Genomic DNA, 23,705 nt, shown 5'->3' with positions numbered 1-23,705 from the left:
AACAACTGATTCCTCTTTTCCCCATATAAATGCTCCCCTTTGTGTAGTCCTGATTTTTTGTTATTTCAGGTGTCTACTTTAAGGGGAGCATATCAGGTATCCCCTTGGCGGCAGGGTATATTTCATAAACAGTAGCCTGGGCAGGTCACTTTTGGGGTTATTCGGTGCCTGCTTTTGCTTTACAATTAAAGTAAATTGTAAGCAATAAAACCCTCAAAGATCAATCTTTGAAGGCTTTATTCGATACTGTTACTGCTATTGTTCCTTGTCCAGAAGTTGATGGTATTTCTTGTCCGGGAATTGCTGGAAAGAATGGCAAGTTGAGAGAAATTTCAACTTGCCATTTTGTTTAGCTCAGTTCGCCATTGATGACCAGTTTGACCATGTGGTCGTCAATGATTCGCTTTCCACTTTGGTAACCAAAAATCAGGGTGCTGGTACACACTTGGTTGACTAGCCTGGCGGATCCACCGGAATATCGATAGATTGCCTCAGTAGCCTCATCTGAGAAGAGCTCATGGTCGATCCCGGCATATTCCAGGTGGCGTTTCATGTATCCCTTCACCTGTGAGTGGTCCATCAATTGCATTTTGCACTGGATGTCGATCCGTTGCCGGATCGCCGTATAGGACTGCATCTGGAGTTTCTCCCATAGCTCGACCTGGCCCACCAGAACCAGTGCCATGGGACTGACGGCATCCATCCGGAAGTTGAGGAGAAAACGTACCTCTTCAAGCATTTCTCGATCCAGCAGATGCGCCTCATCGACAACGACCACCGGACGCTTATTGTGGAGTCCTTTCATCAACTCGATCTCTTTATGCAGCTGGCGTTTGGCATCCCCTCGATAGAATCTTGATTCGGCCCCTAACTGATCCAGCATCCCTTTGTAGAAATTTCTCGGCGTCATTTTCGAGTCTGCCAGATAGATCAGGGTGTATCTGGTGTCATCCAGTTGATCGCGGAATCGGCGAATGGTGGTCGTCTTACCAGTGCCGCACTCTCCGGTGAGTACACAGAAGAGTTGCCGTTCGGCGACATAGGATAATCTGCTTAGGGACTCCTCCAGCGTATTGGAAGGGAATAGTTCCGTAGTCGGCAGATCCCGACAGAATGGAGTTTTCTTGAAGCCATAAAACGCTTCAAACATCACTGCCACCCCCTTTTCTTATGTCTTTGAAAGAGATGGCCGTAGACTGCTGTTTGTCTTTTCGCTTCTGATTCTGCTTTTGGGCACCATCGAGTAACCTGGAAGAGGTTGGCTTGACTGGAGTCAGGAACTCCGGCAGCTGAGGCTTGGGCTCCACACGCTCCCCAATGACCAGCTTTCTCACCACAAAGGGTTTGTCATCCTGATACTCAATGCTCAGTTCCTCGGTGTTACTGGGGTCATAGACCACTTCCACGCTGCGAGCCACATAGGGTAGCCCAACTTCATACTTCGCGCCGCCAAAGCTGATGCAGCCACTCTTATCGACTTTTCTGGTCTCAGCGTGCAAAAAGGCGTTGGCGACCTTCTCCGCTGGCAGATATTTCAAGGGCCTGGGATCCAGATTATACGCCTGATGCGGGGTCGTTCCATTGAGTGCGGTATGCGGTTTGTTCTGGTAGCATTCTTCCAACCAGATCCAGAACCGCTCATTCATAACCTCGAGGGATCGTTCCGAGTTATCGAATTTATACTCATCGAGAAACCGATCGATATTCTGATTGAATTTTTCTATTTTTCCGGTGCCTTCCGGAGAGTAGGGCTTTGCGAAGATCAGCCGGATGCCAAGCTTTGCGCAGGCTCTGGACATCCACTTATTTTTAAACTGGCGGCCGTTATCGAAGTATGCCTGCTCTGGAATTCCCCACTTGAGGATGGCTTTGCGGAAGCAATCCTCAACGATGCTCTGCTCCAGGTTCGAGTAGAACTGGGCATGGAGGATCATCCGGGTAGCGTCGTCCAAAAACGCCACCAGATAGACCTGCTGCGGCTTGTTTCCAGGACCGATCGGCAGGTAACAGCCATACTTGATATCCGAATGCCACAGTTTGTTGCGGGTGCGTTTTTGAAATCGGCGGGTAGCTACCCCGCCAGCGGCATAGATGGCCATATGCTTCCCGCTGTAGCCCTTCTCCTGCAATTTCTCCTGCAGGCTGCTTCGCTTGATCGAGCCAGCTTCGGTGAGGCCTTCCCATTCCATGATTCGAATGATCTCAGCCACACTTCTGGACGGGATCTCTTTGCGCAGCCGCACGGCTTCGTCCAACACCAGCGCCGGGATGGCTCTTGAATCCTGCGATACCCTCGCCTGCGGTATCAGTCCGGAAAATCCCTTCTGCTGATAACTATTCAGATATCGCCGTAAGGTCCGCTCGGAAATCCCAGCCTCGCGGCAGATCTGCTCCTTAAGCACCCGGATCTGCCCCTTGTCCAAGTCATGGGAAAGAAGGGGCGCCAGTAGAATCGCCCGTTGCGTCGCTATTTCCTGTGCTTTTTCCTTGTCCTTCATGTCATGCCTCCATTCAATTTCGAGTGATGACATGATTTTAGAGGACTCCTCGGTGGACACCTATGCCAACTGGGTATGTGGCCATCGGTGATTGTTGACTAAAATCCGGACAACCTTTTTCAGCCAGCCCGCAGGCTCGCCTACAAAGAAGAAAATCCTCTCGAGTATGGACTGAGGCAGATCGGAAAAGTCGACCCCATAGTCCTGAGTGACTGTAGCATATGTACTGAGCAGAGCACCGACTAAAGCGTGGGCTCTGGAGTTGAACCAGGCTCGGACCCGCCGAATGGTCGAATTCTCAACGGGCACCGCTTCATGTTGACCGGTGATGATCTGCTCCAGGATCGTTGTGGTCTGCCGCTTATAGGGAGTTAAGAGATCCGGAAGTTCGTGATGGATCTTCCCGCAACCGGGGTTGGTACAGCGCAGGCGACGAAGCACCAGGATCATGACATCCCCATTCTCGTTGATCACTAATCTCCTGCGGGAGCCAATGACCTTAAGCGACTGATGACAGATGGGACATATGCTTTTCTCCATACTCCGAACAAAAAACACGCTGATCGGGATTCCATTCTAAAACGTATTTTGATATACTGATCATGCTAATAACTTAGTAAGGATCCTCCCTGATGACTCGGCGCTAACCATAGAGTCAGGGAGGATCTCTTTTTGTCCTCCAAAATATATTTATGGACATTATATCCGTCTATTTACGGACAGGCAAGGCTGGCTACTAGGGCATGCGGACAAAAACTTGGACTATAAATAATATCCAAGGAGGCCCGCATGTATTCATATGAGCAACGGTTAAAAGCAGTAGAGTTATTGATAAAGTACGACATGAGTTATGCTGCCGTTATTAGAGAATTAGGATACCCCAATAGTCGTAGCTTACGGAGGTGGTATTACGAGTATAGGGATAAGGGTAACTTAAGCAAAGAGTTTCCTATAAGGGAACAGTTCTCTCCTGATCAGAAGCAGGCAGCAGTTGACTACTATCTTCAACATGGAAAGAATTTAAGTAGAACATGTCGGATACTAGGGTATCCCCATCGCGAAACATTAGACAAATGGCTCAGGGAACTTGCTCCCGAAGAGAAAAAACTTTGTAGGGCCAGCCGGCCTGGTGTAAGATATACCCAAGATTATAAGGAGCAAGCCGTAATAGCCCTATGTAGCCGTGAAAAGACCGCTAAAGAGGTTGCGGCAGATTATGGGACAACCAGGGAGAACCTGTACAACTGGCATAATCAGCTCCTAATCAAGGAGCCGACGGTTGAAATGAAGCTTTCAAAAGCAAGGGCAAAGAAAAAGGATAAAGAAAATCTTAAGGCTAATAATGCAGAAGTAGACGAGCTGCAAAGCTCCGTATTGGCACTTACACAGGAACGTGATGATCTGAAGAAGGAGGTCCACCGCTTAAAAATAGAGCGTGATATCTATGAAAAGGCTGCTGAAATAATAAAAAAAGACGAGGGCATTAGTATTGAATCACTATCAAACCGTGAAAAGGTTATCGTTATTAATGCCCTTCGAAAAACATACAGCCTGGCTGAGCTGCTGGGTGTTATGCAGATGGCCAAGAGCAGTTACTGTTATCAAGCAGCGGCAATCCGCTATGACAAGTATCAAGAGGTCCGTGTTCAGGTAAGAGAGAGTTTTGAGGCATCTGGGCACTCCTATGGGTACCGGCGAATCCACGCAGAGTTAAGAGCCTGGGGCGTGGTTCTTTCCGAGAAGGTAGTTCGGCGCATCATGAAAGAAGAAAAGCTCATCGTTCCAATTGTTCGGCACTCAAAGTACAACTCTTACAAGGGCGAAATAACCCCAGCTGTAGATAATGTCATTAATCGCGACTTCCATTCGGAGAAACCAAATGAAAAATGGCTAACTGATATTACTGAGTTTGGTATTCCAGCCGGAAAGGTCTATCTATCTCCAATCATTGACTGCTATGATGGCATGCCTGTTACCTGGACCATAGGAACATCGCCCAATGCTGACCTCGTAAATACCATGTTAGATGACGCCATAGAAACATTGCAGGATGATGAAAAGCCCATTGTTCACAGTGACAGAGGCTCACACTATCGCTGGCAAGGCTGGATCGAGCGAATGGAACAGCATGGACTTATAAGATCTATGTCAAAAAAAGGATGCTCCCCCGATAATTCTGCTTGCGAAGGCTTCTTCGGTCGTCTTAAGAATGAAATGTTCTATGGTCGATCATGGAAAAATGTATCGATTGAGCAGTTCATCCATGAGGTTAACAAATATCTTTGCTGGTATAAAGACAAACGAATTAAGCTATCTCTCGGTGGTTTGAGCCCAATACAATATCGAAAAAGCTTAGGGTTAAGTGTTCCCCGAATATCGGTGGACGAATGCTAATATGGTCCAAAAAAATATCCGCACCCCCCTATAGGACGATTGGTTCCGGCATAAACACGATACAATTTCTTATTATCTAAAATGCATTTTGAAAAACTATTTTGTTTTGTGGTAGTATTGTTCAGCATAAGCTGATTGAATATGGCTAACATCAAGCTTATGAAGCGTAATAAGACGCTGTAAAGTCTCATCACTTATGTCTGCTAATGCAAATGGGGACAAGTCCTTTATGAAGTTTTTGATATTACCTTTTAAGTCACGTAATTTTCCTTTTCTAATAATACGAACATCATGTGTAAAGTTAGCATAATAGGACAGATCTTTGGTCGGAATTATTAAGAAACGGTTAACTTTGGCATCCTTTCCGTACTCTTCTTCAAACCAAGCACAATGGCTATTCATTTGTCCCGCTTCATATTTGCTTATTTCAGCTCGGCTCTCATCCACTTCATTTTTACACTCAAACATGAAGAATTGTTCATTAACGCCACACCATAAATTATCAGGGCCTTTTCTAATTTCTTTGTCAGGACGCTGGCTGATAAAGCCAAGCATCTCACCGATTTCTTTTAAAGCCTCTTCAAACTTATCAGACTCCATGCCAAATGATAAATTATCAAGCGTAGCATTAACTGATAACTGCAATTCTTTGTAATCTTTGAACTTACATAAATAAGACCTAATTCGGTTCATCCTATTTTCATTTATATAAGAAACCTTTGTGTACTCAACGCCTTCTCGTGGTTTAAGCAACTGCGTATTTATTTTGAATGCGGCTTTTTGTATTACATTTGACTGATCCTTCCTTATTCTATAAAGGTATCTTGCTAATTGTTGCATATACCAACCTTTTTCCAGGGGGCCATCGCACAGTTCATCAATAAATTTCTGCATGGCATCGCGAGCTTTATTATATTCACCCAGCAAATACATTTGCTCAATATTTCTTTCTGCTAACAATTTTTCATAAATCGTAGAACTTTCTGGCGGAATAGTAACGTTATTCATTTCTGATACATAATACTCCTTCCAACCATCATCCCTCCCAAGACTTTGCTTAATCAGGGATATTACAGTTTTAATAGGTTCATGATCATCTTGTAAATCTTCCTTGGCCATCTCAGCAATCGAAAGCCCTATTTCAATCTGCTTTCTTGTTTGTGCAGAGAAATATTTATTGGTACTAATGCTTCTAATAAATTTCACAATATCCGAACCAATGATGAGCAACACGCAGTAGTCTTTTTCACCCCGTACACCCCTACCAATTCCTTGCTCGATTTTTTGAGCAATCTTTTTATTGATTACCTCACTATGCGGTCTGCATCGCTCCTCATATCTATCAGATAATCCATCAAAGTAGGGCATAGAATCAATAATTAAAACTCTGCAAGATTCATCCGGCAAATCAATCCCGTCATAACGGTTGTTGATAACCAAGACATTTCCAAAGTTTCCTTTTTTCAGTTTATCTATCTGTGCAAAAATATTATCACTATCCGCGATAGTTGCTCCAAGATTTCTATAATGATCTGCTTTCTTCGTACTTGGTACAAGGGCAACAATGCCGAACTTTTGATTTTTCATTTTTGCAAAAGTTGTTACTATTAAGTCTCTGTCACACTCATCATGTATAAGCGACGGGAGGATAATCATTTTTTCGCCAGACCACTTTTGTTGGTCATTTTTCAGAGGATTTTTAACAGCGTCTATATCGAAGTCCAAACCTTTGATAAAAAAAGAATCGTCTTGCGTTGTGGCTGACATCAAGATCCTATGTTCTGCATTTGCAAATGTAGCAAACATTTTTACATTTGGATTATATGGGGATATTTCAACTTTACTACTCGTAATGTAACACCCATAATTCTCTATGGAGTCTTTTAAAAGTGGCCAAGCATATTTTACTTGATTATCTGCTATGTTTGCTGCCAACAACTTTAAAACTTCTGTCTTTTTATCAAACCAACTCCAATAAGGAACAGCCATCAAAGTTTCATAATTCCCTGTTTGTATATCAATAAAACTTCCTTCTCCTTGGTCTCTTAGATCTTCCTCAAACAGTGAAACCAAACTATTATATAGAGGTTGATTTTTTGTTTTATTTAATGTAATAGAAAAAGCGTTTTTAATTACATCGATACACGCATGGGAATCATCTAAAATAACCGTCCCTACTTTTGTATAATTATTACCTAAGCCAAAAACAGACATGCCATTAAAAAGTTTATGGGCATGCGTTATCAGAATTTTTTCACCAGATAAAAACTCATTCGGTATTTCTCTTCCGTCCTCCATTATACAATAGCTGATTCCAAATTTCTCCGCTTCCTCACACACTTGCTGTACAAGGTATTTGTTTGGACAAACATATAAACAAGGACCGGTATTTGAATTTAGCCTTGATTGAAGAATTAATAATCCAATAAGGGTTTTCCCCTCACCAGTATGCAATTTCACAACAAGGTCTTTTTTATCTTTGTATGTTTGGTACCAACTTTCTAAAATCGCTTTTTGTGCAGGCCTTAAAGGTCCAGTAACACTTTTTCTGTCAACAGTACCGTATATTTCAATTGGATCAATCTTTTTCTCGATTGCCCCTTTATTGAGTCTCTTTTTAAAGTCAACCATAGTTTTGTTCCTCCACATTTTCAATCGTAACCAATGGTGTGTTTATCATTACATTAAATCATTCGCTTGTCTTTGATAGTTCAATCAAGAGCTGACTATTATTTGAATAATCTTCTTCGCATAAAAGTTCATATTTAGCATTTTCAAGATAAATCACTTTATCAAACTGTACTCCGTCAAAGTCATCAGACTTGAACCCTATTCCTGAAAGAATAAGCTGGTTTTTATCATCAATATTTTGGGCGAGATATTCATATACTCGTACTCTCTTAGTCAAATCAGTCTCAGCGTTATTAGGACTGTCAAAAACAACAGGAAAATTTATCGCATCCGGGTTAAACTGATGTTTCAGCTTAATCAGATTGGTGTACCAGATAACTGTTGAAATTGGTTTGTTGCTTCCACCGGCAGAAAAGGAGTTGGTAATTTTCTCAAAACCTTTAGCGTCTATTTCTTCCAGTCCAAACTTTATTTTGTCAGCCAGCATCAATTCATAGTACCTCTGGTTTATTTCTTTTTTACGGTCATTATACACACGAATCTGCTTTTTCAGTTCCTTTTCAGATACCTCTTTCCCTTCGATGGCTTTTCTTGTGGTCACCAGGTCTGATGTAATACTATCACGGACTTCAATCAGTCCCTGATGCTTCAAAACGTCATTAACCTCTGCTGTTTTGTTGCCAAGTGATTTCTCATAGGCGCTTAATTTTGAAAGTCCATCTTTGTATTCCTCTTCCAGTTTAGCTATTTTCTTATCCGTCTGACTAATCGAAATCTGGAGATCACTACTGAGCAAAATAATGTCATCGTTAGTGTTGTATTTCATAACTCTCAAATGGAGCGTATCTGCAACTTCTGACTCACATAATGGGCACCTATGTTTTAGTAAAGATGAAATATGATTCTCATTCAGTTTTCCAAGGTGTTCAAGTGAATGCAAACTTCTTTGCAGCTCATCTTTTTCATTTCTAATTTCAATAAGTTTCGTCCTTGTTTCACTGAGCATCTTAGCAATGGAAGAATACTGCTCCTTTGACCTTTCTATATCATGGCGTAACAGGTCTATGCTCTTTGAATACGATACGTCTTTGATACTTACAAAGACTTTTTCAAGCATAGACTCTGACAGTTCCTTATCTTTCTTCAAGCGACTGATTTCATCGCTGAGAGACTCCAATTTGTGCATAATCTCATAATAATTACCATCAAACGCTCCAAAATGATAAAAAAGAGCATTTTCCTTATAATTAGGGTATTGGGCCAACTGCTTAAACGATGCAAAATTAGTTCCATCAAGTTTATCCTGGTCTAAGAAATAAAGCAAATAATTATAGGCAGGTGGCGTAATCTCAAGCGTATCTTCACTTCTGTTAGGAAGTTTGACTGCGAATTTAAAGATTGTACCCAAAGATGCAGCTAATTCATGTCTATCTATTGTTTTGAAAAGGAGACGACGATTGCTGTCAAACACCTTAAAAAGACGGTTGCACCTGAAGATATAATATTTTTCATTTGCAATGGTAAAATTGACGATATATGCTTTACCATCGTCCTGCCATTTATCATCAAAATAACAATCTGCTCCAAGAGCATGATAAAGAGACTTCATAATAACTGACTTCCCGCGGTCAGTACCATCAACAGGACTCGATGTGATAATATTTTTCCCTTCAGCAAATTCAATAACTTTTGCTTTTTTCTCAGAGCTGGAAAAGATGTACAGTTTCTTAAAAATCATTTTACGCATTTCTTCCATCCTCCCATCTCTTCAAAATTAATATAAGGAACACATAAATCTGTTCACGAGTATATTCGACCGAAAAAGAATCTCCAAAATTCTGGAGCAAAACATCAATAATCTCTTCAAATTCCTCTGGCAGATTTTCAATATTACTGTCTATATAAGAAGAGATTTCTCTCTCTTTATTTTTTAGCTCATTTGATCTTACTGACGCTTCTAAGATATGTACAAGCGCAGTTTTCAGCTTCCTGCGTTCTTTCACTGAGTATTTTGACTCAATATATTCTTGTGCCTGTTTCACTCCATTATCAGTGTTATCAACATATTGATTCAGCATCATGTCCAGCTGGGCTTTTGTTATTCCTTTATGCAAAATTAGCTCGTCATAATCATCCGACTTTAATTCATAGCAAGCCTTTGCATCAACTGTGTCTCGAATAAGCCGATACAATGCATTAGGTTTGATTGGTTCACAATTCTTAATTTTTTCAAAGCACCCGGCGATTTTTCCTTTAATATCGTTCTCTGGGTCCAACAAATTCATTGAGGTGTATATGTAATGGACATTAGAAATATCTATATCATCTTGTTGTAATTCCGTTTTAAGTGCATCGCATATCTTTTTTTGAGTAGCTTCATCTAAATCAGAAAATTTTAATACCTCAACATCAGAATAAACTTTCTTATCAATTTGAAAGAAAGCATTTGACACCAGCGCAACTTTCATACTTACTTGTTGGTCAGATATGTTTTTCAGAAGATATAATCTTCCTATGATAGATTTACCGGTGTTTTTGTCCGGCTTTGAAATAACGGTAAATTTATACGGTGACTGGACTTTATGAGTTTTTATTTGATAAAACTCCAAGGTATCATCAAAATGTATTTCAATATCGCATTTATAATCAAAAACAACACAAAAATCCGGCTTATCATATAAGTCGAACATTTTGCTAATTCCCCATAGCATTTCAAGGCGGAAACGATTTTTACTTGCTGCCCCGGATAGATCATACGGTATTGAATTGTATACGCTTATTACACCCAAGACAGCCACCGCCTAGCTCAATTACTTTATCCATTTCAACGCATCATTTACCCTAAATTATTAGCGCAAATAAAATGAGAACTTCTATATTATACCATATATCTAAGGGGAATTTGTAGAATTTTCTACTAATTTCAAGCTCTGCTTGAAAGCCTTTCAGTCATCTTTCAGTGATTTTATTTCTGAAATAATGTTATTAAGAGGGTTAGATTTCTCCGCTTTATCTCTTAAAACTAAAAGGTATTCTTCGATTATTTGCTTTGATTCGGTATCAGCTATTGTTGGCAGAAGCTCATCTATGTCATTGATATATTTCTTTAGGTTCTGGTATTTAAACCATTCTTCCATATGGCGATCTATATTCTGATGAAATTTAATTCGCCTTTGATTTTTCTCTTCTATTTTTTGGTTTTCTCTTAAGTTCTCCGCTTCAATCTCACATAGCCGTTGCTCTTCCTTTTTTCTTTTTTCATATTCCCGTTCTGAAATATATCTAGCAATAGCAGCTTCATTTGCAATTTTGAATAGGGATATGAAAATTTCACCCAACTGCTTTTCAAGCGGTTCATTTAAATGTTAACTTCTCACGTTTTACCTACTCAAAGTCCTAATCAGCACCTGGTTTTGCATTTCTTATCAATCGATACTCCCAAGAAATGCCATGATTTCAGCATAAGTTTTGCCGCTTTTCTCAACAGCTTTGATCAGTTCGGTTCTTTGAATTGACCTCTGCTTTTCCTGGAGGTCTTCGAGTTCCTTCGCGGCATTATCATACTTGGCCTTAGCCTTTTCAAAATTATCCTTTGCCTGGGCTATCTTCTCGTCAATAGAGATTGTCTTCCTCGTACGCGCCATCTTCCTCATCCCTTTCTGGCATCGCGGCCGCTTTTAACAGCTCACTTAATCTCGTTGCGCTGGTTTTGATATAGTTTTCATCGATACCGAAGGCTTTCAGTATCGTCTTTTGTGTTGCGGTTATGGCGTGATCAAGCCGGTATACGTTATCCATCTGCCGCACCATTTCGATTTTTTCCAGCTCTTTCAGCGCAGCTGGAACGGTCATGTAATTCGGCTTCTTTGCCATTTCTTTCATCATTGCTTTTAGTTGCGTATAAATCTTGCACCGCACAATCAACGCCACAAATTCAATGAATATCTTCGCGGCGGCAGACTCATTACCCGCGACTCGCAGGCTTTTATTGCCCAGATAGGATTTGTCTCCACGGAATAGCTTCTCTGATGCATCTCGGCTCTTATACAACGAGAGCGCTTCTGCTGCTGTCATTTTTTTGGACGTAACGATCACAAAGTATCCGCAAAGATCAATTTCCTTCTCGATCACTTCGCTCTTTTCTTTTGCATAAAGAAACTTTTTTGTGCTATCATTCTTTTCATGGGTAAAGATTTCAAAATACTCATGATAGGCATCTCCGAATGTCAGCGACTTTCCCTCCTGTTTTTTTAGAAATTCCGCCATTTTTTGAATTTTATCTTCCAGGCATCCACGCTCTGCACTTTCTTTTTTCACTTTATGATAGAGATGGAAATATCGATCCATTTCATCATCCGCATAGAGCTTCTCCTGAATCGTCTTCCCGTAGGCCTGATATTCAGGAATCACGCAAGACCTCTTTTTCTCAAAGCTGCCTTTATGTTTCAAGATGATCTTTTCGACAAAAGAAGCCATCCCCTTGACCATGATCACGAAATCATACTGGCACGCGTCCATGTACTGAATATTTTTCTTGCTGAAATATCCTCGATCAAGAATAAAACCAATCTTGCGATAGCCATATCCTTTTGCCTTCTCCAACATAAATTGCAACTGGGACACGTCGACGATACTGCCGGGGTAGGTTTCATAAAATAGCGGCTCTTTATTATCCACATCATAGGCAATCGAATAATTGAATATGGGGACGCCCTGATCATCCTTGGGATGCCCGAATTCAGCCATCTCGATGTCGCCGGCCTGACAGTTTTTGTTGGTTGAATCGTAGGAAATATAAATCTGCTCCCGGTGATTCCGGGATGCATTCCATTGATTGAGGAATCCGACTTTGTCATCGCTTGTTATCGATGAGAGAAACCGAGATACCGTGGAGTCACTGTAGATCGTCATGTCCTCTGTTAGGAGCGGATGATTGTAGGCGTAATCCGGATAGTATTGCCCGGCATTATTTTCACAGATAATAGAATAAGCAGCCAGATCAAGAAACAGTCCGACACCTCGGTTGTCCCAGTAATCGGAAAGAATTTCAGGTAGTTTGTATTCTTCCATGATCTTGCGAATGACAAGAAATGCCCCGACACGAAGGCAACTGCTGCGATCGGAATGATTCCGTTCATCGGGCAGGGCGACCTCTGGGAAAAACTTGATAAAATTTTGGTTTGGCTGCATCATCGCTGGATCCACCCTGGACTGTTTTCCAATCGTAGTTCGCTGGGGAACGTTATACTTCTTTTCGGCGTTGTAATGACGGGCATAGGTGTATTCAATATAAGTGGTTTCACCGCGCCGGTTCACCGTAATTTTGCCTGTATTTTCCGGAATCTTTACGAGAAAATCGTAGTACATTTTTACTCCTTTTTACCTGGATTCCCGGAACACATAACTATGATGGGGTCTCAACACCCATGAATTCATAGATCAACCTCTGTTTGTTGAGAATCTCACCAACCCTCAAGTCATGGCCTGGGTTTTCAAAGCACTCTATGACGTCCAGCTTGTCCAGCAGAGACTGCATTGTGTAATCTTTGAACATTCCTTTATCCTGCATCTGCTTTTTGAGGTAGGACAAATAGATGAGCGCGACGAAGGCCACAAAGAGTTTTCCATCCAGGCTTTTTTCTGAGGAAACCAAGAGTCGCCTCAGATTGAGCCGTTCCTTGATATTGCCGAAGGCCTTTTCCACCAGATCTTTATTCCGATACAGCGTCAAAGCCGTGATGGCATCCATCTTTTCATTGGTCATCAGCGCAAAGAATCCAAAATAGCGCTTCGTCTGTTTGACCACATCTTCTTTCACGGTAACTTTAATGCCCCTTACCGGGGTATCTGTCACTTCAAAGTATTTCTTGTAGAACGTCTCATGATCGGGATTACGTTTTCCGCTTAGGATTTCCCCCTTCATCGACAGCAGTCGTCGATCTGAATATTTCGAGCTAATGATTCCACCTATACCGCTTTGGAGTCCGCATGCTGAAATGAATAAGTCCATCATATATTAGAAGGTGTACACAAATGAAGTCCACCTGTATTCCTTCAGAGTCCGCTTCTCTTTAAAATTAATGTGTAACCCTTGGTTACCAATAATTTTGAGGAGGCTTATTATGGCCAGTAAAATCAAAGTCAAAACCATCTTGGAGCTACGATCCAAGAACTTATCTCGAAATCAGATTGCTGATCTTCGTGGAATGTCGCGTAATTCAGTGTCGCAAGTCATCAAGATTGCCAATGAGCTTGGTATCAAGTATTCGGACGTCGCAGATAAGGATCCAGAGTCAGTATACAAGCTCTTCTTTCCTGACAGGCATAGCACGGAGTCGATTTATGGGCAACCCGATTACGAGTATATCCATGGAGAGTTAAAGCGAGTTGGCGTCACCTTAAAGCTTCTGTGGCAGGAGTACCAGACTAAGTGCGCAGCAGAATCGACTATATCTATGGGCTACACTCGATTTTGCAAAGGTTATGCAGACCACACAGAGGCCAACATGATAACCAGTCATCTGGTCCACAAACCTGGACATAATGTTGAAGTTGATTGGTCCGGATCTACGATGCAGTATGTAAACCCTACAACCGGAGAGATCATCAAAGTCCATCTATTTGCCAGCACCTTGCCCTATAGCCAATATAGCTATGTTGAACCCACCATGGACATGAAGCAGACCACCTGGCTGAGGTGTCATGTCCACATGTTTGAATATTTTAATGGAGTGCCGCTTCGGATTACCTGCGATAATTTGAAGACGGGGGTAATTAAACACCCTAAAGAAGGTGATATCATCCTCAATGAAGAATATGATGCACTGGCCCAGCACTATATGACCACAGTAATGCCCGCTAGAGTTCGTAGGCCACGTGATAAGCCTAGCATTGAAAGCACAGTGGGTGATATCGCCACTGCGGTCATCGCTAAACTTAGGAATCGAAAATTCACCTCTTTTGAGGAACTCAGGCAGGACGTCTGGTTAGCTCTGGAAGAATACAATGTTGCTGATTTTCAAAAGCGCGAGGGTAGTCGGATCAAAGTATTCCTGGAAGAAGAGCAGCGGTACTTGCACCGTCTTCCTGACATTCCTTATGAAACAGCTGAATGGGTATACAGTCGCTCGATCGGATTAAACTCTCACGTGGTATATGCTAAAAACTACTACTCATGTCCCTTCCAATACTTTGGAAAAAAAGTGGATTTGAGGATCACTGACATGCAGCTGGCCATTTACTGCAACAACCAGCGGATCCAAACGCATCCGAAATTTCCAGCCTATGTCACAAACAAATATTCAACCCATGAAGAGGACATGCCTGAAAAGCTTAAGTATACCGAGTGGGACGATGTGCGCATAAAGCAGTGGGCGGTTAAAATCGGGCCATCCACAAGGCAAGTTGTTGATTTGATCTTCTCGATGGTAAAAATCAAAGAACAGGGATATAATTCTTCCCTGTCCGTTCTTCGTCTCACCAAAAGCTACTCAGAGGCTAGGCTGGAGACCGCCTGTGAACTAGCACTGACTAAAGTCAGGGTTCCACGTTACCACCATCTTAAAGCAATCCTGTCAGCCAATCAAGACGTTCTATACTCAAACGGTAAACAGAGCGCTCAAGCTCCTGAAGTTGCTCCGAAAGGCTATGTACGAGGAGCCGAATACTACAGAGGGCGAAACAAATGATAAACGAAGAAACGCGCAGAAAGCTAAATGAATTGAACTTGTCGGAACTCATCAGCTATCTGGAAATGCAGCATATTGAGGCTCATAGCAACAGCCTGACGTTTGATGAACGTCTGCAAATGATGATCGACTACCTCTATCAGGAAAAATTCGTAGCCAAGTTTCACCGTCTTCTTAAGTCTGCCCGACTGAGAATACCCTCTGCAGATATCGGCGATGTCCTCTACGCACCAAGGGGTGTGGAAAAATAAATGATCTTGGAGCTCGCGACCTGCCAATATATCAAAACTAACACGAACATTATTCTGCAGGGTTTCACCGGATCCGGCAAAACATATCTGGGGTGTGTGCTGGGAAAACAAGCCTGTAAGATGCAATTTCGGACTCGATATATTCGGATGCCTGATTTGCTCATGGAATACGATGAGTCCACACTAATAACCGGTGGACCACATAAGCTCTTAAAGAAATATTCTGGAATCCCATTACTGATTATCGATGAGTGGCTGATGGATGAGATTTCTGACTTAGAACAGCATTTCCTGTTTGAGCTTATTGAACGGCGATACGATTCTGGTTCGACTATATTCTGTACCCAATTTCGGAAGGAAGATTGGCACAACAAACTCGGAGGGGGCGTCCATGCGGACGCTATTATGGACCGAATCATACACAATGCCGTTTTCATAGAAACTGGGATCATCAACATGCGAGAAATTGCCTCAGGGAAAAAAACATTGGACTTAACTGGACTCTAAACCCAATGTTAGTGGACTTCAAAGTGAATATTACCGGTCTTAGCTTCCGCTAAGGCCGGTATCATTAGAGTGAAATAACCATCGATCAAAATGAGCTTCTTCATCCGCGTATTTTTCAATGTTGAAGTAAGCGTGCAGGTAGACCCGGCGTTTTTCTCGGATGACATCTTTCTTGTTGGGGCGTTCTTTTTGAAACTCCCAGTCAGTCAGAATGGTTGAGGAGTATAAGCCATATTGCTCATCCAGGTTTTCGAAGGATCGGATGCTGTCATAGATCCCGTCGATATGTCTTCGGATATAGGCCAGATGCGTGCCAGCGGCAATGATGAACTTCAGTCGCTCCCCAAGAAGCGCATTGATATTGGCTTCACTGTAAAATCCCCGGTCCATGACCAACTTGACTTTATCGAAGCCCAGCACTTTGAAATCAGCCAGCAAATTTTTGATCGTGCTGACATCTGGAATGTTGCCAGAGAGCTTTCTGTAATAAAACGGCAACCCTAAGTCTTGTCCAAAGACCAAGGCCAGGTTCAGCTGCGCCAGGGGGTCACTTTCTTTGTTTTTACCGTACTGGACCTGACGAAGGGTTTGGGAATAACTCGACACCGAGGTGGTGTCATAGGCCCAATACTCATCGGGCTGATGGCGCTTGGCAAGGCAGCTGAAAAAACGTTGTTTGGACTCTTCCGAGATGCCTGCAAACAGCTCGCTGCTGCGCTGAGATGGGATATTGGCTCCATAGGGATGCCGGTGGAGCGTACTCCATTTTTCAAATCGAAACAAGGGGGAATCGCTCTCCAGGATCAGATAATAGGCGATGGATTGAATCTGCTTGTAGAGAGAGGGAAAGCAAGCCTTGAGGTCCTCTGTAAGCCCGAGAGAATCTCCGATTTGATCCAACGGTTACGTGGCACCGTAGAACTTACGATCAGCTACGGTAAAGGGCACAGGGCCAGGATTGACTTCAGTTGTACCCGCCTCTGGGTTCCGACGTTTTTTACCCCGTCCATCCGTTGGGATGATTTCGCCGGTGACCGGATCTCGTTTGCCGATGAGCGACCGTTTGGACCGAGGCTGTTGTTTTTCCTTATCCCAATGGGAAACTGATTCATAAACGTAAGTAATTCCGCTGCGCTTATCGAACTGATTAACAATGGCCATAATACGCCCTCCTAGTTATGTATAGTGTAACACATAACTATGATAGCCGCAAGGTTTAATAGATAGAAAGTAAGTGATATCAATAGTTTTTGAGAAAATACAAAGGATTCCTCGTTAGGTGAACCGGGAATCCAGGTTTTTAAGACCCAAATTCCTGGGAATTCTATAGTCTACACTTCAAAGTGGAGAATGGTTTGAAGAAATTCCTCCGGTTCGATGGCGAACGCGCTAAGAATGTCCTTTTGTTTCCTGGTCAGTGGCTGGAGCAAACTGCAGCCTGATCCATAATCGGTCCGCTTGATCGTTCCCATCTGTTTGACCAACCGGTTGATGGATTTCTCCCCGCTGTTTTTCCCATGATTGGTCAAATCCGACCACAGAATAAGACTCAAAAAGGCGACAAAGGCTTTCCCTTCTGTCGTCTTTTCTGTGTGCGTCAGAAAGCGGTCATAGTCGATGCTGTTTTTTAAATTCTGGAAGGCCTTCTCCACCATGTCCCGTCGCCCATAAAGTCGTAGTGCCTCCTCTGCGCTCTTATCCTGGGTATTGCTCAGCAGGCAGAACATGCCGGCCAGCTCAATCATCTCGGTGATCTTCTCGTGATTGCGTTCGTACTCCTCAATCGGTGATGCATTGCGTGTCACATCATAATACTTGTTATACCGAGTAATACTGATGGGCTTCATCTGATTTTGCAGCTCTTCCTCGAGACGATCAACATGCTGGTAGATCCGGGCTTCTTCATCCGCCGCACTGGATGTGTTCAGGTAGATGTGGAGGGTATAGGGCAACTCATTGATCTGGATCACTTTGGACAGTCCATAGCAGCTGGTCTGGGGGATGTGATAACGAGAGTGACGGATCACCGCGGTTGCCTCGATTAATGCCTGACGATAGATTTTCTGGGATTTGGGAGCAGCCATCAGGAAATTGAGTTGGTTCTGGGCCATGAAGCTCAGATTGTCCAGGGTGAGAAAGCCTCGATCCATGATGTAGAACAAATCATTGAGACCGACCAATTCGCCCAATTCCATCATATAGGGGAAAAAGGCCTTGTCCACGATACTTCCGCTGTAGATCTCATAGCAAAGCGGGAGGGCTGTCTTGGTGCCATAGAGCATGCCGATGTTGAGTTGCGGTAGGGTTTCCTGATCCCGATTATAGCCGTACTCTGCCATTTGGATCTCCGCATAGGTCGATATGCTCGTCACATCATAAGCCAGGGTCTGTTCCTCGTCTTTGTGGAGAGCACTCCAGAGCTTAAAAAACCGAAAGCGCTGCTCTTCGCTGATCTGTGCAAACAGTTCGCTGCTGCGCTGGGAATTCAGACTGAGCCTTGTAGAAAGTAGGCTCTCCCGGATGAACAGATCCAGATTCATCATGACATTGCCTTCGCAGACCATATAGATGGCCATCGCCAAAAGCTCTTGTGCCTGCAAGGGAAATACCTGTTGTAAAGCCTTGGTCAATCCAATAGCCTCAGCTCGCTGCCACAACAGAGCGATATGACCAGCCGCCAGAACCTCTTGAGGCGGGGTCAGGGAAATGGCATCGACTGGCAGCGGATAGAACTCAGTGAATCGTTCATTGGGGATCATCCAACCGGGACGAGTAGGATCCTCTTTGCCAATGGCAACTTCCTTGGCTGTAGGGGTACCCAATGCGTTTCTGTAGCGTTTTTCGACATGATAGACGCGTCTGGGCTTATCCGGGCCATCTTTTTTGTAGGTGATGCGCTCCGTGGGAATTGGGATTGAAATATTGAGCATTGCCATAATATCCCTCCTCTGTAGACTACTTATATTGTAGTCTACAGAGGGGTAATAAGCAAGATAAAAATAAATTAAGTCACAGAGCCATTTCGTATGAAATCGGCTCTGTGACTTAATTCGAGGGAAATCCAACATCTATGTCACCCAATTGGGAGATCAAACCGAGGGTGTAGACTATACTATTTCCGGGAATTGGGGTTAAGAATGATATCCTACTCAATTAAGTATAGCAAAAACCCCGCATTTCCGCAACCGAAAACGCGGGGAACAGGCTCTATTCCTTGCTTTAAATAGGTTCATTATGGAATTAATTAGTTTTGAGTAGGAGAAATCATGGGAAGTTCACATTTATTGATTTTTTGCTAGCCAAGCGGAAATAAAAGTTGAGCCACGTATGGGTGTAATTTTATATAACTCCCTTCCGGAAAAAATCCGGGGGATGAATATAAAAAGAAGGAATATTTCGCCAAATTTCATTGACGATTTTTTTATGTTACTCTGTTAGCATCAGAGACGTTTCCAAACCATCTAATAGCTTGTATTGATGTGAGTTTCATCATAACAGCAAAGCTCCCTAATTGATCCAACGGGCATTCCATTCCCTTCATCCTGTAGTTACTTTTTGCATGAGAGAGATAGTTCCGTGTATCGGAAATAGCACTTGATAGCTGATCGAAAGCAGCCTCTATAATTTTTTCTCTATTAGCTTTCGGATCAATATTATTTATATTTTTTACTTTACCTAAGTACCTCGGCACAAAAGCTGATATTTCAGCAAGGTCACAACATGCTTTGATTGTCACAGCAATTGCTTCTCTGTCATCTTCAAACTTTTTCCCAGTTTCAATAAAGAATTTTTCAAGCTCCCTAATATAGTTTGCGTCTGGTTTTAGCGCTCTTTTACTTTGCAATTTATTTAGTGTCTTTTCATTAATTTCCGCTCGCACAGCCGTTCGAGAAATATACTCCAAGATCTTGGTAAATTGAATAATTGAAAAGTCAGCATTATCAACAACTGAATTCGCAGAATAAAATAACCTGATTACGTTATCCATTCCCTTCCCAATCAATAAGGGCCTTAGTAAAAAATCGTCTAAAAGTTCGAGCTCTGGCTCCTCAAAAAATTCCTCGAAATAAAAATCTTTTAATTTATAATTCTGATTATGACTTGAACTAAGTTCAAATAAATAGGCATATACCAACTCATATACTTCTTCTACGCTTAACTCTTCTTCGAAACCGATTTTGACAAAATAGTCCAACTCAGTAAATGATTCAAAAAGACCACCGTAAAATTCTTTGAAATGGTTTATCAAAGCGAATAGAGTAAGTCCTCCTGCCATAGACAAGGAAACGTGCTTATTGTTGATAAATGCTGTTGTTTCAAATATACTTTGCTCAGTGCACAGTAACTCCCTAGCCACTCCATTATCATTATATGAACAGTCTGCCACTCTCACTAACGCAGTTTTATTTGAGAGACACATTGATTTATTGTGAATTCTAATACCTTGTGCTTCTTTAACCATATCGATTAATGCCCTAATTGTAATCGGTGTTTTAGGACAATTGTCTAAGGTTATGGCGATTTCGGAGTATTCATTTAACTGGACATCCTCCCGTAGGGTTTTGTCCATTTCAGGTATCAAATCTACAATTATCCCCTTATCACCCGTTTGTTTTTGTTTTAAAAATTTGATGCAATCCTCAATTTCTATTTCTAAGGATTCCGGCTTATATACTATCATACTGTCCCTCATATCTTCATGGTCTCTAAATTTTGTCGCTTTCACCCTGGACGTTCCTATGTGAATATAGCAAGACCCTGACGCAGTTACCATTTTGAGATCTTTTAGAGATTAGAGCATCTCTGGGCTAATTAGTCTACCTTCTTTACCAGTTGGTTTGTATATGGTAGAAGTTCTTCTATCTTCTCCACAATACGTTTTTGTTCTGCAAGCGGAGGAAGGGGGAAAGGAGCTTCTAGAACATTTTTCCTTTCTATCCCAGGAATCATACTCTTTGCCAGCGATTTCAAAATATTAACATAGCTCTTAAGAAAGTACCGTATAAACTCAGCATCGACAACTATAGTTCTAATTGACATAATTTGTCTAGCAATATGTACTTCATCCTGTTCAAGGATTGTTGTTTTGCCAACTGTACCTTTACAAGTCAACAAAACATCGCCTTTAAGAGCTATTGCTTTAGGTTCTTCTGTCCATCTATTAATCAAAATTTCTCCATCTTGAATGTTACTCGCACCTGTTAGATAAGGGATACCTTTAGAAATATCATTATACTTATTTGGAGTCATGTCCTGACCAGATGTCAAATGGATTACATCACCCAACCTAACCCACTTCCAATTCTCCGGGATATCGAATGGGATCTCATCTTCTGTAATCTCTGGAAGCGCCTTGGTCTTTTTAATCTTGCCTTCCTTAATCAGTTTCTTCTTCTCTTCCTGGATTTTCTTATAAAGTTCTTCAGCCGTTCCCTCTTCTTCTCGCTGTTCTACGAGCTTGCCTTGGATGGCATATTGCAAAATGGAATTTTGCATATCTTCCGGGAACTTTTTATTGAGCTCCTCCACTTCGGAATAGGCTGCATCGTATTTATCGACATATGGCATCAGTTCTTCGATCTTTGCTACGATGCGCTTTTGTTCTTCAAGTGGGGGGAAGGGGACTAGGTATTTTCTTAAAAACGTTAGTGAAACAAATGACTGCACACCACCAGCAGCTTTACTTTTCATGTTTTCTTGTTCAAGCTGTAAATAATTAAGTAGATACTCCATGTTGAATATTGTGTTTTTTATAGGTTTAAATAACGCCATGTTTTTAATAGAAAAGTCTCTAGTTTTATTAACAAGTACAGGGTTTCCAATTGAGCCAATCATTGCAAACAGAATATCACCATCGTCAACACCAGATCTCATATTGATTTTTTCGGAATCTTCTACAGAAATAAACTTGACGTTATCGAAGTCAATCTTACCTTGCTTCAAATTCTTGCTTGTGACTAAAGGAACACCCTGTACAACATACTTTGGTGTATCATGCGTTCCATCACGAACATCTATTATTTCGGATAATCTAACCCATTCCCAGCTCTCAGGGATATCAAATGAAATCTCATCAGCTTTGATTTCCGGTAGTGTCTTTTGTTTTTTGATTATACCTTCTTTAATCAGCTGTTTCTTCTCAGCTTCAATCTTTACTAATAATTCTTTTGCAGTACCTTCCTCTTCCCGCTGTTCTACAAGTTTTCCCTGTATGGCGAGTTGAAGAATACTGTTCTTTAAGTCCTGTGCATTCATTTAATTACCTCCAAGCATAGAAGTAATCTGTTCTAATACGTGATCAATTTCTGCATTTAGTGACGCCCGCTTCTCCTGGTATTCTTGAATCAAGTCCATCGGTTCAAGAATCACTTCCTCTTCGTGGGGGAATCCGCAAAGATCAATGTTGTAGCTTCTTTCCACAATTTCATCGATCGTATACCTCTTTGCTTTAGGGAATCCATCTACTTCGATCTCTTCTCGGTTATTCCACCAGTTGAGGGCCTCATTGAAATGCTCAAATCTCATTGGTCTCGTCTTGGAGAAGTTCTTATACCCTTCCGGCATATCTACACGATAGAACCAGGTTTCTTTGGTTGGTTCTGTATTATCAAAAAATAAGATGTTGGTTCTAATCGATGTGTAAGGTGCAAAGACACTATGCGGCATTCTTACCACTGTGTGAACATTAAATTCACTGAATAGTTTTTTCTTAATATTAGACTTTGCATTATCTGTACCAAACAAAAATCCATCTGGTATTATGACCCCAGTTCGACCATTTTTCTTAAGTCGATACATAATCACATTCATAAAGAGATCTGCAGTCTCTGAACTTCTCAGCTCCATCGGAAAGTTGGACTTCACGCTGTCCTTCTCGCTGCCACCATATGGTGGATTCATCAGGATCACATCAAATGGCTCGAGTTTTCTCATCTCTTTGTAGTCAATTTCGAGAGCATTTCCATGTAGGATATTGGGGTCATCAATATCGTGGATGAGCATATTGGTGACGCATAGCATGTGGGGAAGCCCTTTTTTCTCAACTCCATAAACTGAATCATTGTAGATCCTACGATTCTCCAATGAGCTTCCGACTTGCCTTTCCAGTTCTTTCAGAGTTGAAGTCAAAAATCCCCCTGTGCCGCAGGCGAAATCAGCTATCTTTTCTCCCAATACCGGCTTCACTACTTTGACCATAAAATCAGTAACAGCCCGAGGAGTATAAAATTCTCCAGCATTTCCTGCGCTTTGAAGGTCTTTTAGGAACGATTCGTAGATCCCTCCAAAGGCATGCCGCTCTTTATATTCGGTAAAATCAATTTCATCGATGATGTTGATGACCTGTCTTAGCAGAACTCCGTCTTTCTGGTAATTATTAGCGTCTTCAAAAGCGTAGCGAACGATGACTTGGCTCATTGGAGTTTCTTCATCGATTTCAAGGTTCTTAAGGGTTGGGAAAAGAGTAGTGTTTACAAAGGTAAGGAGTGCTTCTCCAGTGAGTGCTTCCCCATCCCTATGATCCACCGCCCAGTCGCGCCATTTTAATCCAGCTGGGATGATGGATTTGTAGTTATCATTCAGAAGCTCCCAGGTTTCTTCTTTTGCATCATATATTTTCAAAAAAAGAATCCAAACCATTTGCTCAATTCTCTGTGCATCACCATTAACGCCAGAGTCATTGCGCATTACATCCTGAATTCTTTTCACAAAGTTACCAATTGCCATTAAATGTACCT

20 protein-coding genes are annotated in these 23,705 nt (G+C 42.0%); 4 read left to right on the top strand and 16 right to left on the bottom strand.

The annotated features are described in order from the left end of the window. Positions 1-349 precede the first annotated feature (349 nt). The 3 genes from NQU17_00850 to NQU17_00840 are packed head-to-tail and all read right to left on the bottom strand — an operon-like array spanning position 350 to position 3,038. Positions 350-1,150 (bottom strand): AAA family ATPase, encoded by an 801-nt coding sequence (locus NQU17_00850; GenBank protein UUM12144.1) that lies wholly within the window; start codon positions 1,148-1,150, stop codon positions 350-352. Further along, complete coding sequence (locus tag NQU17_00845; protein ID UUM12143.1) at positions 1,143-2,531, bottom strand: DDE-type integrase/transposase/recombinase; 1,389 nt, start codon at positions 2,529-2,531, stop codon at positions 1,143-1,145. The genes NQU17_00850 and NQU17_00845 overlap by 8 nt, the downstream gene beginning before the upstream one ends. Positions 2,532-2,558: 27 nt before the next feature. Next, positions 2,559-3,038 (bottom strand): DUF6431 domain-containing protein, encoded by a 480-nt coding sequence (locus tag NQU17_00840; GenBank protein UUM12142.1) that lies wholly within the window; start codon positions 3,036-3,038, stop codon positions 2,559-2,561. Between the two features lie 249 nt (positions 3,039-3,287). Here NQU17_00840 and NQU17_00835 point away from each other — a divergent pair, with 249 nt between their 5' ends. Continuing rightward, positions 3,288-4,892, top strand: a complete 1,605-nt coding sequence (locus tag NQU17_00835; protein ID UUM12141.1) for an IS3 family transposase — start codon at positions 3,288-3,290, stop codon at positions 4,890-4,892. A gap of 96 nt (positions 4,893-4,988) precedes the next feature. On the opposite strand, the gene NQU17_00830 is transcribed toward NQU17_00835, so the two are convergent. The 7 genes from NQU17_00830 to NQU17_00800 all read right to left on the bottom strand — a co-directional run bounded on the left by NQU17_00830 (position 4,989) and on the right by NQU17_00800 (position 13,446). Further along, positions 4,989-7,523: a DEAD/DEAH box helicase gene (locus NQU17_00830; protein ID UUM12140.1), complete on the bottom strand. Its 2,535-nt coding sequence runs from the start codon at positions 7,521-7,523 to the stop codon at positions 4,989-4,991. Positions 7,524-7,581: 58 nt separating this feature from the next. After that, positions 7,582-9,279 carry a hypothetical protein gene (locus NQU17_00825; protein ID UUM12139.1) on the bottom strand — a complete coding sequence of 566 codons (1,698 nt, stop codon included), beginning with the start codon at positions 9,277-9,279 and terminating at the stop codon, positions 7,582-7,584. After that, complete coding sequence (locus NQU17_00820; GenBank protein ID UUM12138.1) at positions 9,263-10,312, bottom strand: DUF4297 domain-containing protein; 1,050 nt, start codon at positions 10,310-10,312, stop codon at positions 9,263-9,265. The genes NQU17_00825 and NQU17_00820 overlap by 17 nt, the downstream gene beginning before the upstream one ends. A 156-nt stretch (positions 10,313-10,468) precedes the next feature. Further along, positions 10,469-10,861, bottom strand: coding sequence for a hypothetical protein (locus NQU17_00815; GenBank protein ID UUM12137.1), 393 nt, complete (start codon positions 10,859-10,861; stop codon positions 10,469-10,471). 87 nt (positions 10,862-10,948) lie between these two features. Then, positions 10,949-11,176: an ErpK protein gene (locus NQU17_00810; protein UUM12136.1), complete on the bottom strand. Its 228-nt coding sequence runs from the start codon at positions 11,174-11,176 to the stop codon at positions 10,949-10,951. After that, on the bottom strand, positions 11,136-12,890 hold the full coding sequence (locus NQU17_00805; protein ID UUM12135.1) for a transposase: 1,755 nt from the start codon (positions 12,888-12,890) through the stop codon (positions 11,136-11,138). Before NQU17_00805 ends, NQU17_00810 begins: the two co-directional genes overlap by 41 nt. 37 nt (positions 12,891-12,927) lie before the next feature. Further along, positions 12,928-13,446, bottom strand: a complete 519-nt coding sequence (locus NQU17_00800) for a transposase (protein ID UUM12134.1) — start codon at positions 13,444-13,446, stop codon at positions 12,928-12,930. Positions 13,447-13,645: 199 nt separating this feature from the next. Between NQU17_00800 and istA the strand changes: the two genes are divergently transcribed. The 3 genes from istA to NQU17_00785 are packed head-to-tail and all read left to right on the top strand — an operon-like array spanning position 13,646 to position 15,969. After that, positions 13,646-15,211, top strand: a complete 1,566-nt coding sequence (gene istA, locus NQU17_00795; GenBank protein ID UUM12133.1) for an IS21 family transposase — start codon at positions 13,646-13,648, stop codon at positions 15,209-15,211. Beyond that, positions 15,208-15,462, top strand: a complete 255-nt coding sequence (locus tag NQU17_00790; protein ID UUM12132.1) for a hypothetical protein — start codon at positions 15,208-15,210, stop codon at positions 15,460-15,462. Before istA ends, NQU17_00790 begins: the two co-directional genes overlap by 4 nt. Next, positions 15,463-15,969 carry an ATP-binding protein gene (locus tag NQU17_00785; protein ID UUM12131.1) on the top strand — a complete coding sequence of 169 codons (507 nt, stop codon included), beginning with the start codon at positions 15,463-15,465 and terminating at the stop codon, positions 15,967-15,969. A 39-nt stretch (positions 15,970-16,008) separates the two neighbouring features. Here NQU17_00785 and NQU17_00780 read toward each other — a convergent pair whose 3' ends face one another. The 6 genes from NQU17_00780 to NQU17_00755 form a co-directional block, all read right to left on the bottom strand. After that, entirely contained in the window at positions 16,009-16,869 is an 861-nt protein-coding gene (locus tag NQU17_00780) for a hypothetical protein (GenBank protein UUM12130.1), read from the bottom strand. A 3-nt stretch (positions 16,870-16,872) separates the two neighbouring features. Continuing rightward, on the bottom strand, positions 16,873-17,130 hold the full coding sequence (locus NQU17_00775; protein UUM12129.1) for a hypothetical protein: 258 nt from the start codon (positions 17,128-17,130) through the stop codon (positions 16,873-16,875). Positions 17,131-17,300: 170 nt separating this feature from the next. Next, positions 17,301-18,905 carry a transposase gene (locus tag NQU17_00770; protein UUM12128.1) on the bottom strand — a complete coding sequence of 535 codons (1,605 nt, stop codon included), beginning with the start codon at positions 18,903-18,905 and terminating at the stop codon, positions 17,301-17,303. Positions 18,906-19,390: 485 nt separating this feature from the next. Next, a complete protein-coding gene (locus tag NQU17_00765) occupies positions 19,391-20,695 on the bottom strand; it encodes a hypothetical protein (GenBank protein ID UUM12127.1) in 1,305 nt (434 codons plus the stop codon). Between the two features lie 86 nt (positions 20,696-20,781). Further along, positions 20,782-22,224 carry a restriction endonuclease subunit S gene (locus NQU17_00760; protein UUM12126.1) on the bottom strand — a complete coding sequence of 481 codons (1,443 nt, stop codon included), beginning with the start codon at positions 22,222-22,224 and terminating at the stop codon, positions 20,782-20,784. After that, a complete protein-coding gene (locus tag NQU17_00755) occupies positions 22,225-23,694 on the bottom strand; it encodes a type I restriction-modification system subunit M (GenBank protein ID UUM12125.1) in 1,470 nt (489 codons plus the stop codon). Positions 23,695-23,705 lie beyond the last annotated feature (11 nt).

This window comes from Clostridiaceae bacterium HFYG-1003 (assembly GCA_024579835.1).
Lineage (GTDB): Bacteria > Bacillota > Clostridia > Clostridiales > Clostridiaceae > JG1575.
This window is presented reverse-complemented; position numbering and strand designations above follow the sequence as displayed.

Coding starts and splice junctions, on each gene's coding strand:
- NQU17_00760 (UUM12126.1), bottom strand. CDS start 22,224: ATGAATGCACAGGACTTAAAGAACAGTATTCTTCAACTCGCCATACAG.
- NQU17_00785 (UUM12131.1), top strand. CDS start 15,463: ATGATCTTGGAGCTCGCGACCTGCCAATATATCAAAACTAACACGAAC.
- NQU17_00825 (UUM12139.1), bottom strand. CDS start 9,279: ATGGAAGAAATGCGTAAAATGATTTTTAAGAAACTGTACATCTTTTCC.
- istA (UUM12133.1), top strand. CDS start 13,646: ATGGCCAGTAAAATCAAAGTCAAAACCATCTTGGAGCTACGATCCAAG.
- NQU17_00835 (UUM12141.1), top strand. CDS start 3,288: ATGTATTCATATGAGCAACGGTTAAAAGCAGTAGAGTTATTGATAAAG.
- NQU17_00845 (UUM12143.1), bottom strand. CDS start 2,531: ATGTCATCACTCGAAATTGAATGGAGGCATGACATGAAGGACAAGGAA.
- NQU17_00755 (UUM12125.1), bottom strand. CDS start 23,694: ATGGCAATTGGTAACTTTGTGAAAAGAATTCAGGATGTAATGCGCAAT.
- NQU17_00770 (UUM12128.1), bottom strand. CDS start 18,905: ATGGCAATGCTCAATATTTCAATCCCAATTCCCACGGAGCGCATCACC.
- NQU17_00790 (UUM12132.1), top strand. CDS start 15,208: ATGATAAACGAAGAAACGCGCAGAAAGCTAAATGAATTGAACTTGTCG.
- NQU17_00810 (UUM12136.1), bottom strand. CDS start 11,176: ATGAGGAAGATGGCGCGTACGAGGAAGACAATCTCTATTGACGAGAAG.
- NQU17_00850 (UUM12144.1), bottom strand. CDS start 1,150: ATGTTTGAAGCGTTTTATGGCTTCAAGAAAACTCCATTCTGTCGGGAT.
- NQU17_00775 (UUM12129.1), bottom strand. CDS start 17,130: ATGGCCATTGTTAATCAGTTCGATAAGCGCAGCGGAATTACTTACGTT.
- NQU17_00800 (UUM12134.1), bottom strand. CDS start 13,446: ATGAAGGGGGAAATCCTAAGCGGAAAACGTAATCCCGATCATGAGACG.
- NQU17_00830 (UUM12140.1), bottom strand. CDS start 7,523: ATGGTTGACTTTAAAAAGAGACTCAATAAAGGGGCAATCGAGAAAAAG.
- NQU17_00840 (UUM12142.1), bottom strand. CDS start 3,038: ATGGAGAAAAGCATATGTCCCATCTGTCATCAGTCGCTTAAGGTCATT.
- NQU17_00805 (UUM12135.1), bottom strand. CDS start 12,890: ATGTACTACGATTTTCTCGTAAAGATTCCGGAAAATACAGGCAAAATT.